General features: G+C 62.8%; 13 protein-coding genes. 12 read left to right on the top strand and 1 reads right to left on the bottom strand.

Going from position 1 to position 12,110, the window contains the following annotated elements:
* Positions 1 to 470: 470 nt before the first annotated feature.
* Complete coding sequence (locus ACYAR8_RS18700; protein ID WP_074893566.1) at positions 471 to 1,022, bottom strand: RNA polymerase sigma factor; 552 nt, start codon at positions 1,020 to 1,022, stop codon at positions 471 to 473.
* 269 nt (positions 1,023 to 1,291) lie between these two features.
* Here ACYAR8_RS18700 and sctW point away from each other — a divergent pair, with 269 nt between their 5' ends.
* Genes sctW through sctU form a run of 12 tightly spaced genes read left to right on the top strand, consistent with a single transcriptional unit; the run spans position 1,292 to position 12,001 of the window.
* A complete protein-coding gene (gene sctW / locus ACYAR8_RS18695; RefSeq protein ID WP_074893568.1) occupies positions 1,292 to 2,395 on the top strand; it encodes a type III secretion system gatekeeper subunit SctW in 1,104 nt (367 codons plus the stop codon).
* Positions 2,395 to 4,515 (top strand): type III secretion system export apparatus subunit SctV, encoded by a 2,121-nt coding sequence (gene sctV / locus ACYAR8_RS18690; RefSeq protein ID WP_463580709.1) that lies wholly within the window; start codon positions 2,395 to 2,397, stop codon positions 4,513 to 4,515. The genes sctW and sctV overlap by 1 nt, the downstream gene beginning before the upstream one ends.
* 18 nt (positions 4,516 to 4,533) lie before the next feature.
* Complete coding sequence (sctD, locus tag ACYAR8_RS18685) at positions 4,534 to 5,526, top strand: type III secretion system inner membrane ring subunit SctD (protein WP_463580708.1); 993 nt, start codon at positions 4,534 to 4,536, stop codon at positions 5,524 to 5,526.
* Positions 5,523 to 6,872 carry a FliI/YscN family ATPase gene (locus ACYAR8_RS18680; RefSeq protein WP_463580707.1) on the top strand — a complete coding sequence of 450 codons (1,350 nt, stop codon included), beginning with the start codon at positions 5,523 to 5,525 and terminating at the stop codon, positions 6,870 to 6,872. The genes sctD and ACYAR8_RS18680 overlap by 4 nt, the downstream gene beginning before the upstream one ends.
* A gap of 4 nt (positions 6,873 to 6,876) precedes the next feature.
* Positions 6,877 to 7,332: a type III secretion protein gene (locus ACYAR8_RS18675; protein ID WP_463580706.1), complete on the top strand. Its 456-nt coding sequence runs from the start codon at positions 6,877 to 6,879 to the stop codon at positions 7,330 to 7,332.
* Complete coding sequence (locus ACYAR8_RS18670) at positions 7,329 to 7,889, top strand: type III secretion system HrpP C-terminal domain-containing protein (protein WP_074893578.1); 561 nt, start codon at positions 7,329 to 7,331, stop codon at positions 7,887 to 7,889. The genes ACYAR8_RS18675 and ACYAR8_RS18670 overlap by 4 nt, the downstream gene beginning before the upstream one ends.
* On the top strand, positions 7,886 to 8,743 hold the full coding sequence (locus ACYAR8_RS18665; RefSeq protein WP_463580705.1) for a type III secretion system protein: 858 nt from the start codon (positions 7,886 to 7,888) through the stop codon (positions 8,741 to 8,743). Before ACYAR8_RS18670 ends, ACYAR8_RS18665 begins: the two co-directional genes overlap by 4 nt.
* Entirely contained in the window at positions 8,733 to 9,209 is a 477-nt protein-coding gene (locus ACYAR8_RS18660) for a FliM/FliN family flagellar motor switch protein (protein WP_463580704.1), read from the top strand. The genes ACYAR8_RS18665 and ACYAR8_RS18660 overlap by 11 nt, the downstream gene beginning before the upstream one ends.
* The gene (sctR, locus tag ACYAR8_RS18655) at positions 9,206 to 9,859 is read left to right on the top strand and encodes a type III secretion system export apparatus subunit SctR (protein WP_074893582.1); all 654 of its coding nucleotides are present in this window, start codon (positions 9,206 to 9,208) and stop codon (positions 9,857 to 9,859) included. Before ACYAR8_RS18660 ends, sctR begins: the two co-directional genes overlap by 4 nt.
* A 7-nt stretch (positions 9,860 to 9,866) precedes the next feature.
* Positions 9,867 to 10,133 carry a type III secretion system export apparatus subunit SctS gene (gene sctS / locus ACYAR8_RS18650; protein ID WP_065989232.1) on the top strand — a complete coding sequence of 89 codons (267 nt, stop codon included), beginning with the start codon at positions 9,867 to 9,869 and terminating at the stop codon, positions 10,131 to 10,133.
* Positions 10,134 to 10,928, top strand: a complete 795-nt coding sequence (gene sctT, locus ACYAR8_RS18645; RefSeq protein WP_108122856.1) for a type III secretion system export apparatus subunit SctT — start codon at positions 10,134 to 10,136, stop codon at positions 10,926 to 10,928. It begins immediately after the preceding gene.
* Positions 10,925 to 12,001: a type III secretion system export apparatus subunit SctU gene (sctU, locus tag ACYAR8_RS18640; RefSeq protein WP_108122854.1), complete on the top strand. Its 1,077-nt coding sequence runs from the start codon at positions 10,925 to 10,927 to the stop codon at positions 11,999 to 12,001. The genes sctT and sctU overlap by 4 nt, the downstream gene beginning before the upstream one ends.
* Positions 12,002 to 12,110: the final 109 nt, after the last annotated feature.

The raw sequence follows: 12,110 nt of genomic DNA, 5'->3' as shown, positions 1-12,110 counted from the left end.
ATAAATGTTGCAGTTTGTTTCCCAACTACTGAGCTTTGCTTGCCAACTACTGGCTGCACGCAATGCTTTTCAGTGGGACCGGCTTTAGCCGGGAAGAGGCCAGCGTGATCACCATCAATCTTGCAGCGTGGCGACCGACGCCTTCCCGGCTAAAGCCGGTCCCACACAGATCGCATTCAGTCAGTCCCGCTGGATGTACGCGATGCTTTTTAGTGGGACCGGCTTTAGCCGGGAAGAGGCCAGCGTGATCACCATCAATCTTGCAGCGTGACGCAAGACGCCTTCCCGGCTGAAGCCGGTCCCACTCAGATCGTATTCAGTCAGTCTCGCTGGATGTACGCGATGCTTTTTAGTGGGACCGGCTTTAGCCGGGAAGAGGCCAGCGTGATCACCATCAATCTTGCAGCGTGACGCCTTCCCTGCTAAATCCGGTCCCACTCAGATCGCATTCAGTCAGTCCCACTCGGCACTCAGGCAAACGGGTCCATCTGCCGCTTGAGTTGTTCCCTTGCCCGGGACAGGCGCGAGCGCACGGTGCCAATCGGTACCCCGAGGGACGAAGCGGTTTCCTGATAATTGCCGTCCATTTCAAGCGACACCTCGATCACCCGCTGCATGTTCGACGGCAGCGTGCCGATCGCCCTGACGACCTGCATCAACTGACGATGGCCGTCGACCTGATGGCCGATGTCGCCATGGCTGTCGGGTTCGGAATGGGTGTGGTCTTCCCAGCTTTCCTGGTACGGCTGGCGGTACATCTTGCGGAAATGGTTGCGGATCAGGTTGAGAGCGATGCCGCACAGCCAGGTCTGGGGTTTGCTCGCGTGTTGAAACTTGTGCTCGCTGCGCAGCGCTTCCAGAAAGGTGCTCTGCAGAATGTCGTCGACATCTTCCGGGTTCATGACCCGCTTCTGAATGAAGCCGCGAATCATCTTGATCTGATCACTGGTCAGGTGACGTATCCCCTGGGCCGGACGGCGCGCCGGGGCGTCAATGTCGAGAATCGCAAGGTTGGAAAACATCAGGGCTCTTCCTTGTTTTGAGTGTATTAGCCCTATAGCGATATGCGTGCCACACCTTAAAACCCTATAAGTCATTGTTTTTCATGACATAAATAAATATCGAAGAACGCGACTGTGCAAATCTTTGCGCGAACACGCTGTTTCCCGGACGAGATTTGGCACAGATCGGTCTGCTCCACCTCTGCGCACAAATAGATGGAACCGTTTGGCGCCGCGCTCCACTCAGGACCCATGACCAGGCCCCGAACCGAGCCATCCAGAGCCGACTTATGAAGATCGCCGCCCCCGTTGCCCCACAGGCATTGCAAGCCCCTGCGATCACGCCGGCAAAAACGCAGGCGCCTGCGCCCCTGCATGTCAATCCGCCGAACGTCAACGGCACCTCGCCGCAACAGGTCGCGCGGTTCGCTTCGGCGCTGGTTCAACAGAGCCGCAGCCTCAGCCAGCGGGACCTACTCGCCAGTGGCAACGCCCTGCAATCGAGGGCGGTGAAACTGGGCGAGCTGTATCAGCTGTTAATGGGCAGCCAGGACAAAGGCCTCGACGATGCCGCGCGTAACCTGCGCAAGCAGTTGCAAAACCAGAACGCTTCGAGCCTGGCGCAGATTCTGAGTTACACCGACGGCGACCCGGCCAAGGCCCATGTGATGCTGCAGGCGGCCAGAAAACAGGCCCAGGCCGACGGTGCAATGGGCGAGCACGTGGTGCTGAGCCAGCAGCTCAAGCAACTGCGTCGTCAATACGGCAAACGCACCCGCGCAGGCATCAACAGCGCCAAGGCGTTTTCCCGGCCGACTTCGGAAAAGCGCCGCGGCGCCCTGCGCAATCTCTACAGCGTGGCGGTGGCCGGGCAGCAGAACATCACAGGATTAATCGACGCGCTGATCAACGAGCAGGAAGAGCCCGGCGAATTCGAGCTGAACCTGCGGGACATGCGCAGCGCCCTCGCCGACGACCTGTCATCGCTCACCCCGTCCACGTCGCCGCAGCAACTGCGCACCTTGATGCACGGCCTGAACACCGCGCGGCACGTCACCACCCTGCTGCGCAGTTGCGAGCATCTGCTGGGTCGCATGCGCAACAAGAACCCCGCGCTGCAAGTGGATGCTGCGGCCTTCCTCAAACACCTGCTGGCGCTGTCGGGCAAGGGCATGAGCCTGGGCGAAACCCTGCAACTGACGCAACACATCGGCGGCAACCAGCTCAAGCATCAACTGGCGTTTCTCAACGGGCTGCGACCCATGCTGCAACAGCTGCCGATTCTGCTCTGGCGCGACCTGAAAAGCCGCCAGAACGCCTTGGGCAACCTGCTCATTCTCATGGCCGAGCTGACTCGGCAGGAACAGAACCAGCTCCAGGGGGGCCTCGCCTGATGGATCGTGTCATTAACCTGCTCAATCAGGTCGCGCTCGCGGCCATGCGCCGTTCGGAAATCGTCGGTGCGTTCGTGGTCATCGCCATCGTGTTCATGATGATCACACCGCTGCCCACCGGCCTGGTGGACGTGCTGATCGCCATCAACATCTGCATCTCCTGCCTGTTGATCATGCTGGCGATGCACCTGCCGCGCCCGTTGGCGTTCTCGACCTTCCCGGCGGTGCTGCTGCTGACGACGATGTTTCGTCTGGCGCTGTCGATCTCCACCACGCGCCTGATCCTGCTCAATCAGGACGCCGGGCACATCGTCGAAGCGTTCGGCCAGTTCGTGGTCGGCGGCAACCTGGCGGTGGGCCTGGTGATCTTCCTGATCCTCACCGTGGTCAACTTTCTGGTGATCACCAAGGGCTCGGAGCGGGTGGCGGAAGTCGGCGCGCGCTTCACCCTCGACGCAATGCCGGGCAAGCAGATGTCCATCGACAGCGACCTGCGCGCCAACCTGATCAGCGTGCATGAGGCGCGCAAGCGCCGCGCCGAACTGGGCAAGGAAAGTCAGTTGTTCGGCGCCATGGACGGGGCCATGAAGTTCGTCAACGGCGACGCCATTGCCAGCCTGATCATCGTCGCGATCAACATGATCGGCGGTATCGCCATCGGCGTCATGCAGCACAACATGACCGCCGGCGACGCCTTGCAGGTGTACACCGTGCTGACCATCGGCGACGGGTTGATCGCACAGATCCCGGCGCTGCTGATTTCGGTCACCTGCGGCATGATCATCACCCGCGTGCCCAGCGGCGAGAATGGCGTGGAACCCAACATCGGCCGGGAAATTGCCGAGCAGATCACCAGCCAGCCCAAGGCGTGGATCATCGCGGCGGTGGCCATGCTGGGATTCGCTGCGCTGCCAGGCATGCCGACGGCGGTGTTCGTGGTCATCTCGATCATCTGCGGGGTCGGCGGCCTGCTCCAGCTGCACCGCGCCAAGCCCCAGGCCGAGCAGGCCCAGGCCGTGGCCGTCGCGCCGGAAATGAACGGCCGAGAAGACCTGCGCACTTTCTCCCCCAGCCGCCAGTTCGTGCTGCACTTTCACCCCAGTCAGAACCCGGCGCAGATCGAGGCGCTGGTCAGCGAAATCCGTCAGCGACGCAATCGGCTGGTGGTGCAATACGGCCTGACCCTGCCCTCGTTCATCATCGAAACCAGCGAGCTGTTGCCGCCGGACGAGTTTCGCTTTTCGGTTTACGAAGTGCCGCTGCTCAGGGCCACGCTCAGCCAGACCCACGTCGCGGTGGACGCCCGTTCGGTCGAGGGGTCCCACGAGTCGGCAGTGTACGGCAGCATCGAGCGCGAGGAAGGTCAGTGGCTGTGGCTGCCGACCGACGCGCCGCAATTGCAGGAAGCAGAAGTCGAGCGCATCGACGCGACCACGCTGATCATCGAGCGCATGGAACGGGCGCTGCAATCGTGCGGGCCGCAGTTCATCGGCCTGCAGGAAACCAAGGCAATCCTCGGCTGGCTGGAATCGGAGCAGCCGGAGCTTGCCCAGGAAATGCAGCGGGTACTGCCACTGGCGCGCTTCTCGGCGGTGCTGCAACGCCTGGCGTCGGAGTGCGTGCCGCTGCGGGCGATCCGGGTGATCGCCGAAACCCTCATCGAGCATGGCCAGCACGAGCGCGAAGTCACGGTGCTCGCCGACTACGTGCGCATCGCCCTGAAATCGCAGATCTACCACCAGTATTCCGGCCCCGAAGGCTTGTTGGTCTGGGTGCTGACGCCGGAAAGCGAAGGCATTCTGCGCGACGGCCTGCGCCAGACCCAGACCGAAACCTTCTTTGCCCTCGACAACGAAACCAGCCAGTTGCTGGTACAGCAGCTGCACATCGCCTTCCCGCTGCGCAGTGCCCAGCGCGCGGTATTGCTGGTCGCACAGGATCTGCGCAGCCCGCTGCGCACCCTGCTGCAGGAGGAGTTCTACCACGTGCCGGTGCTGTCCTTTGCCGAGATCAGCAATGCGGCGCAGGTCAAGGTGCTGGGGCGCTTCGACCTGGAAGACGACTTCGAAAGCGATCACGAAGACGACCCGCAAGGGCTGGATAACGAGTACGCCGCTTGAGTGCCTGGAGAGCGTCACATGTTTGAATTACGCGTATTGACCGGCCTGCATCAGGGCGCCGCGCTGCCCCTGGTGGGTGAGCAATGGGGCATTGGCGCTGACGCCGATCAGGATCTGGCGCTGCATGATCCCGGCGTCGAACAGCTGCACTGCCGCCTGCAACGCCAGGGCGAAGACTGGCTGCTCAACGCGGCCGACGGCCCCATCGCCGATGAGGAAGGCCATCTTCACGCGAGCACCCTGCTCACCCCCAACACCGCTTTTGTGCTGGGTTCGGTCTGGCTGTGCGTGTCTCCGGCGCAAGACCCCTGGCCTTCGCTGCCGGCGGTGATTCCTCAAGCGAAGTCCGAGCAGACTTCGCACACGGAAGCGCCCGCCAGCGCGCCGCTGGAGAAGGTTGAGTCGCGCTCGCGCTTTTTCAACCGCACCACCGGCGTGGTCATCGGCCTGTTGCTGGGCATCGCCGGCAGCGCCTGGAGCCTGAGCCGCAGCGCCGCGCCCGCTTCAGAGCAACTGGCAATCAGTACGCCGGCGCAGCAACTTGCGCAGCAGGGCAATCAGCCGGCCAGGCCTTCGAACGAGAAGAGCAAAACCACCGAGCCGTCGGCCAAAAAACGCATCCGGCTGACCAGCGTCGATGACGTGAAACGCCAGCTCAACACCATGCTCAGCGAACGACTGCTGAGCGACGTCAGCGTGGAGCAGACGCCTGAGGGCCTGGCCTTGAGCGGCAACCTGAAGCCGGAATCGCAGCTGGTGTATCAGCGCATGCTCCAGCGTTTCAAGGACCGCTATGACACGCCGGTCGCGTTGATCGATAACGTCGCCGCCGGCACCAGTGGCCTGCCGTTCACCATCGTGCAGATCATGTCCGGTCCCCACGCCCACCTGGTCACGGCGGACGGTCGTCGGCTGTACGTCGGTGACGAGCTGGCCGGGCTGCGCCTGACCCGCATCGATGACAACCGCATCCAGTTCGACGGCGACCGCCACTACGAGGTGAGCTGGTGAACGCGGCGCTGGATCAATGGAGATCCGCTCACCTTCAGCGCTTGAAGAGTTTCTCTGCGGTGAAGGTCAGCGGCCGTGTCAGCGCCGTCAGCGGCATCTTGCTGGAGTGCCAGATTCCCGCAGCCAAGGTCGGTGACTTGTGTGAAGTGAGCAAATCCGACGGCAGCACCATGCTCGCTGAAATCGTCGGTTTTACCCGCGACTGCACCTTGCTCAGTGCCCTCGGCACCCCGGACGGCATTCAGGTCGGCGCGCACATTCGGCCGCTGGGCATGGCCCACCGCATCGGCGTCGATGACCATTTGCTGGGGAGCGTGCTTGACGGTTTCGGTCGCCCTTTGCTGGGCGATTCAGAAGGCGCATTCGCCGGGCCCGGTGATCGGCGCGTGACCCTGCCGGTGATCGCCGACGCGCTGCCGCCAACCCAGCGGCCGCGGATCAGCAGAGCGTTGCCCACCGGCGTGCGCGCCATCGACAGTGCGATTCTGCTCGGCGAAGGCCAGCGCGTCGGCTTGTTCGCCGGTGCCGGTTGCGGCAAGACCACCTTGATGGCCGAACTGGCGCGCAACATGGACTGCGACGTGATCGTCTTCGGCCTGATCGGCGAGCGGGGCCGTGAGCTGCGCGAGTTTCTCGACCACGAACTGGACGCCACGTTGCGCGCACGCTCGGTGCTGGTCTGCGCCACATCGGACCGGTCCAGCATGGAGCGCGCCCGCGCGGCCTTCACCGCCACGGCCATCGCTGAAGCCTTTCGTGAGCGCGGCCTGAAAGTGTTGTTGCTGCTTGATTCCCTGACCCGTTTCGCCCGGGCCCAGCGCGAGATCGGTATTGCCGCCGGCGAACCCCTCGGGCGCGGCGGCCTGCCCCCTTCGGTCTACACCCTGCTGCCGCGCCTGGTCGAGCGGGCCGGCATGAGCGAGAAAGGATCGATCACCGCGCTGTACACCGTGCTGATCGAACAGGATTCGATGAACGACCCGGTCGCCGACGAGGTGCGTTCGCTGCTCGACGGCCACATTGTGCTGTCGCGAAAACTGGCCGAGCGCGGGCACTACCCGGCCATCGACGTGCAGGCCAGCATCAGTCGGATCATCAGCAACGTCACCGGCCGCGAGCACCAGCAGGCGAACAACCGGTTGCGTCGATTGATGGCCGCGTACAAGCAAGTGGAAATGCTTCTGCGCCTGGGCGAATACCAGCCCGGCAGCGACCCGGTGACCGACTGCGCCGTGCGGCTGAACGAGCCGATCAATGCGTTTCTGCGCCAGGATTTGCGCGAGCCGGTGCCGCTGGAAGAGACCCTGGCAGCGCTGATGCAACTCACCTCGCAACTGCCGGAGTGATGGCGTGGAAGAAGCGCTTGAAGTCGATCCGCAAACCCTCGCCATGGAACAGGTCATCAGCGTGCTCACGCCGCTGCGTCAGCATCGCCAGGCCAGCGCCGAGCGGGCGCAACGGCAGGCGCAGAAAAGCCTGGAGCAGATGCATAACCACTTGCAACAGACTCGCGACTCCTACGCGCAGGAACGGCATAACCAGCGTGAACGCCGCCAGGTGTTGAGCAGCGCCCACGTCAACAAAGCGATGTCGCTGGACGACCTCGAACGCTGGCACGAGAAGGAAAACCGCATGCTCGACCGGCTCGCCTATATCCGTCAGGACATGGCCCGCCAAGAGATAGGTATCGAGGAACAACAGCAGCGTCTGGCCGAGGCGAAACACGCGGCGAAAGCGTCCCAACGCGCCGTGGAAAAACTCGCCTGCCTCGCCGAGGCCCTCAACGAACAAGGTGAATCGTCATGAACAGCCCCGTCCAACACCCGCCTCGCCCGCAACCGCAGCCACGCGCTGAACCGTCCCGTACGCCCTCGCCCTCTCCTGCTTCCCCGAGTGAAACGCGCCAGCCACTGACCACTGTGCGTCGCGCCGATGCCGAACGCCTGCGCCGGCTGTGCGATGAATCCGCGTCGACTGCGTCGTTGAGTGCAGACGGGATGCTTTTCTCCCAACTGTTGGTGCCGCCGGTGACGGAAGAGCAAAGCGAATCGGGTTTCGCCGGGAGCAGCTTCAGCACGTTGTTCCCTAATGAGGGCGTGCCCACGCAGCTCATCGACGAGCTCGCCCAGCGCCTGCCCCAGCAGCCGGACGGTCCGTTGAGCCTGACCTTGCTGATGCCCAATCTGGGCAAGGTCCAGGTCAACGCCAACAAGCGCGACAACCAGTGGAGCATCGAGCTGGGCTTCGCAAGGCGCGGCGTACTGAAACGCTTGCAGCCCCATCAACGCAACTGCGAAAGCGCACTGGAACAGGCGCTGGGCTGTGACGTTGACCTGTCGTTGCATGAGGAGGCGCAGGCATGAACTCGGACATGAATTCGGCGATGAACTCGGACATGTGCCACCGGAACCCCGTAGGACCGGCTTTAGCCGGGAACGCCTCATTCAGTCCGCTGCAACTGCGGGAAGTCAGCGGCGCCGTCGCGGAGGCCTCGCGTCTGCTGGGTGCGGGCGTGAGCTGCGGCTACACCGCCCAGGGTCAGCGGGGCGAACTGACCCTGCGATTGATACCCGACGATGACTGCGCGCCCTTGGCAGGACCGGCTTCAACCGGGAACGCGTCATCGCTGACGTGGTTCGACAGCGCCATCGGCCCCTTCGCCCTGAACGACGCCGAAGCGGTGCTCAGCTTGCTGGGCGAACTGCCGGTCACCCTCGGCGGCGAGCACCAGCCCTGGTACTGGCAGTTGGTGAATCAACGCATGAGTACAGAACTGGCGGAACTGCTTTGCCCTTTGCGGCCACTCAGCGATATCACTGCGCTGTCCGCCTTTGGCGAAAGCCCGAATACCGCGCCGATGAACTGCCGGCTGAAAGTGCGTCTGGGCTCGCAGGTGTTGCACGCACAGCTCTGCGCCGACGCGCGGGTCATGCTGCAACTGCTCGGCCGCCATGAATGGCAGCCGCACCGGCAGAACGTCGCGTCAGACTGGCCCATCCGCCAGCCGCTGGTGTTGGGCGAGCTGTCGTTGAGCCTCGACCAGTTGGCGTCGCTGCAACCAGGGGACGTGCTGCTGCCGTCGTTGTGTCATTTCGACGAAGAAGGCGGCGGTCGGCTTCAATTGGCGGGTCGGCAATGGGCAGTGCAGACGGACAGCCGCGCAGAGCAGCTGTATGTACGGTTCAGCCACGAGGAAGACTTGGGACATGGTCAATGAAGAATTGTACGAAGACGAGATCGAGGATCTTGCCGACGATGAGTCAATTGAGCCAACGCTGAATCAGGCGCCGGATCAGAGTAGGACCGGCTTCAGCCGGGAAGCTTTTGAGGACCCTGGACATCACGGCGCCCCCGAACATCAAACCACTGAAAACGAGTGGCAGGATGAAACCGCCGCCGATGGCTACGCGGGCCACTCTTACGAGCCCCAACCGGCCGAAACCCATACCTCCCTCGATTCCCTGGATCAACTGCCGCTGGCCCTGACCCTGCGCTGTGGCAGCCTCGAACTCACGTTGGGCGACCTGCGCCGCCTCGCTGCCGGCACCGTCTTACCCGTCAACGGCGTAACCCCCGGTTTCGCCACCTTGTGCCACGGCGAACGGGTCGTTGCCGAAGGCGAACTGGTCAGCGTCGAAGGCCGGCTCGGTCTGCAGATCACCCGCATGGCGGCCCGCCCATGATCATGGACGGGATGAACCCGGTGATGCTGGCGCTGTTTCTCGGTGCCCTGTCGTTGATTCCGTTTCTGCTGATCGTCTGCACGGCCTTTCTCAAGATCGCCATGACCCTGCTGATCACCCGCAACGCCATCGGCGTGCAACAGGTGCCGCCGAACATGGCGCTGTACGGCATCGCCCTGGCCGCGACCATGTTCGTCATGGCCCCCGTCGCCCACGAGATTCAGCAGCGGGTTCACGATCGCCCGCTGGAGATGGGCAGCACTGAAAAACTGCAGGCCAGCGCCAACACCGTCATCGAGCCATTGCAACGGTTCATGAGCCGCAACACTGACCCCGAGGTCGTCGCCCACCTGCTGGACAACACGCAGCGCATGTGGCCCAAGGACATGGCCGATCAGGCCAGCAAAAGCGACCTGCTGCTGGCCGTCCCCGCCTTCGTTTTGTCCGAGTTGCAGGCGGGCTTTCAGATCGGCTTTCTGATCTACATCCCGTTCATCGTCATCGACCTGATCGTCTCCAACCTGCTGCTCGCCCTGGGCATGCAGATGGTCTCGCCGATGACCATTTCGCTGCCCCTCAAACTGCTGCTGTTCGTGCTGGTGCAAGGCTGGACGCGCCTGCTCGACAGCCTTTTCTACTCGTACATGTGAGGCAGTGATGGAAGCGCTGGCGTTGTTCAAGCAGGGCATGTTTCTGGTGGTGATTCTCACGGCACCGCCGTTGGGGGTCGCCGTGCTGGTCGGCGTCATCACTTCGCTGTTGCAGGCGTTGATGCAGATCCAGGACCAGACCCTGCCCTTCGGCATCAAGCTGGCCGCCGTCGGCCTGACCCTGGCCATGACCGGGCGCTGGATCGGTGTCGAGCTGATCCAGTTCATCAACCTGGCCTTCGACCTGATCGCCCGGTCCGGCGGCGCGCACTAAATGCCCTTCGACGCCCAGGGCCTGTTCGAACTGATGCTGGGCATGGGCCTGGCGGCCGCGCGCATCCTGCCGTGCATGATTCTGGTGCCGGCGTTCTGCTTCAAATACCTCAAGGGCCCGCTGCGTTACGCGGTGGTGCTGGTGGTCTCGATGGTGCCGGCACCGAGCATCAGCCGCGCGCTGTCGGGCATGCAAGACGACTGGTTTTCCATCGGCGCGCTGCTGCTCAAAGAGGCCGTACTCGGCACCCTCCTCGGCCTGTTGCTGTACGCGCCGTTCTGGATGTTCGCCTCGGTGGGCGCGCTCCTCGACAGCCAGCGCGGCGCCTTGAGCGGCGGCCAGCTGAACCCCGCGCTGGGGCCTGACGCGACGCCGCTGGGCGAGCTGTTTCAGGAAACGCTGATCATGCTGGTGATCCTGTCCGGCGGGTTGTCGCTGATCACTCAAGTGATCTGGGACAGTTATCTGGTCTGGCCGCCCACCGCCTGGCTGCCCGGCATGACCGTCGACGGCCTGGACCTGTTTCTCGAACAACTCAACCAGACCCTCCAGCACATGATGCTCTACGCCGCGCCGTTCATTGGCTTGCTGCTGTTGATCGAGGCCGCGCTGGCGATCATTGGCCTTTACGCGCAGCAACTGAATGTGTCGATCCTGGCCATGCCGGCCAAGAGCATGGCGGGCATCGCCTTCCTGCTGATCTACCTGCCGACGCTGCTGGAACTGGGCAACGGCCAGATCATGCAGCTCGCCGATCTCAAGCACTTGCTCGGCCAACTGGTGCAGGTGCCATGAGCGAAAAAACCGAAAAGGCTACGCCCAAACAGCTAAGCGACGCCCGCGAAAAAGGCCAGGTCGGGCAGAGTCAGGACCTGAGCAAACTGCTGGTCCTGCTGGTCGTCAGCGAAGTGACCCTGGGCCTGGCGGATGAAAGCGTCGCGCGCTTGCTGAACTTGCTGAACCTGTCGTTTCAAGGGGTTGGCCGGCCCTTCATGCACACCGTCGAGCAGGTCGCCAGCGAAGGCGCCAGCGTGTTGATCGGGTTCATTCTGAGCAGCGTCGGCATCGCGATGTTGATGCGGCTGGTGGGGAGCTGGATGCAGATCGGGTTCCTGTTTGCGCCCAAGGCATTGAAGCTGGATTTCAACAAGCTCAACCCGTTCACCCACGCCAAGCAAATGTTCTCGGCGCAAAGCCTGACGACCTTGCTGCTCAGTATTTTAAAGGCCACGGCCATCGCCGTGACGCTGTACGTGGTGGTGAAGCCGTCACTGGGCACGCTGATTTTGCTGTCGAGCACGGACCTGACGACGTACTGGCATGCGCTGTTGCAGGTGTTCCGGCATATCTTGCGGGCAACGCTGGGGTTGCTGTTGGTGATCGGTGCGGTCGATTTTGCGCTGCAGAAGTACTTCCACGCCAAGAAGCTGCGGATGAGCCACGAGGACATCAAGAAGGAGTACAAGCAGGCCGAGGGTGATCCGCATGTGAAGGGGCATCGTCGGCAGCTGGCCCATGAGTTGTTGAACCAGGCGCCGACCGCGCCGGCCAAGCCGGTGGAGGATGCCGACATGGTGGTGGTGAATCCGACGCATTATGCGGTGGCGCTGTATTACCGGCCGGGCACGACGCCGCTGCCGCAGATTCATTGCAAGGGTGAGGATGATGAGGCGCTGGCGTTGATCGCGCGGGCGAAGAAGGCGGGGATTCCGGTGGTGCAGAGTATCTGGCTGGCGCGGACGCTTTATAAGGTCAAGGCGGGCAAGTACATCCCGCGCACGACACTGTTGGCGGTGGCGAATATTTATCAGATCGTGCGGCAGCTTGAGGAAGTAACGGACGAAGTCATTCGGATCGAAGATGTCTGATCAAGATCAAGATCAAGATCAAGATCAAGATCAAGGGCGTCTGCCTGGGGGCAGACTGTTTCGCCTTCGGCGACTTACTTTTGAAAAGCACCAAAAGTAAGCAAAAGTG

This window comes from Pseudomonas sp. HP_01, from assembly GCF_055284355.1.
The sequence above is the reverse complement of the archived record's forward strand: the minus strand, read 5'-3'. Positions and strand labels throughout refer to the sequence as shown.

What these genes read in the sequence shown, in the direction of transcription:
- ACYAR8_RS18700 (WP_074893566.1), bottom strand. Translation starts at nt 1,022, where the DNA reads ATGTTTTCCAACCTTGCGATTCTCGACATTGACGCCCCGGCGCGCCGT.
- sctW (WP_074893568.1), top strand. Translation starts at nt 1,292, where the DNA reads ATGAAGATCGCCGCCCCCGTTGCCCCACAGGCATTGCAAGCCCCTGCG.
- sctV (WP_463580709.1), top strand. Translation starts at nt 2,395, where the DNA reads ATGGATCGTGTCATTAACCTGCTCAATCAGGTCGCGCTCGCGGCCATG.
- sctD (WP_463580708.1), top strand. Translation starts at nt 4,534, where the DNA reads ATGTTTGAATTACGCGTATTGACCGGCCTGCATCAGGGCGCCGCGCTG.
- ACYAR8_RS18670 (WP_074893578.1), top strand. Translation starts at nt 7,329, where the DNA reads ATGAACAGCCCCGTCCAACACCCGCCTCGCCCGCAACCGCAGCCACGC.
- ACYAR8_RS18665 (WP_463580705.1), top strand. Translation starts at nt 7,886, where the DNA reads ATGAACTCGGACATGAATTCGGCGATGAACTCGGACATGTGCCACCGG.
- ACYAR8_RS18660 (WP_463580704.1), top strand. Translation starts at nt 8,733, where the DNA reads ATGGTCAATGAAGAATTGTACGAAGACGAGATCGAGGATCTTGCCGAC.
- sctR (WP_074893582.1), top strand. Translation starts at nt 9,206, where the DNA reads ATGATCATGGACGGGATGAACCCGGTGATGCTGGCGCTGTTTCTCGGT.
- sctS (WP_065989232.1), top strand. Translation starts at nt 9,867, where the DNA reads ATGGAAGCGCTGGCGTTGTTCAAGCAGGGCATGTTTCTGGTGGTGATT.
- sctT (WP_108122856.1), top strand. Translation starts at nt 10,134, where the DNA reads ATGCCCTTCGACGCCCAGGGCCTGTTCGAACTGATGCTGGGCATGGGC.
- sctU (WP_108122854.1), top strand. Translation starts at nt 10,925, where the DNA reads ATGAGCGAAAAAACCGAAAAGGCTACGCCCAAACAGCTAAGCGACGCC.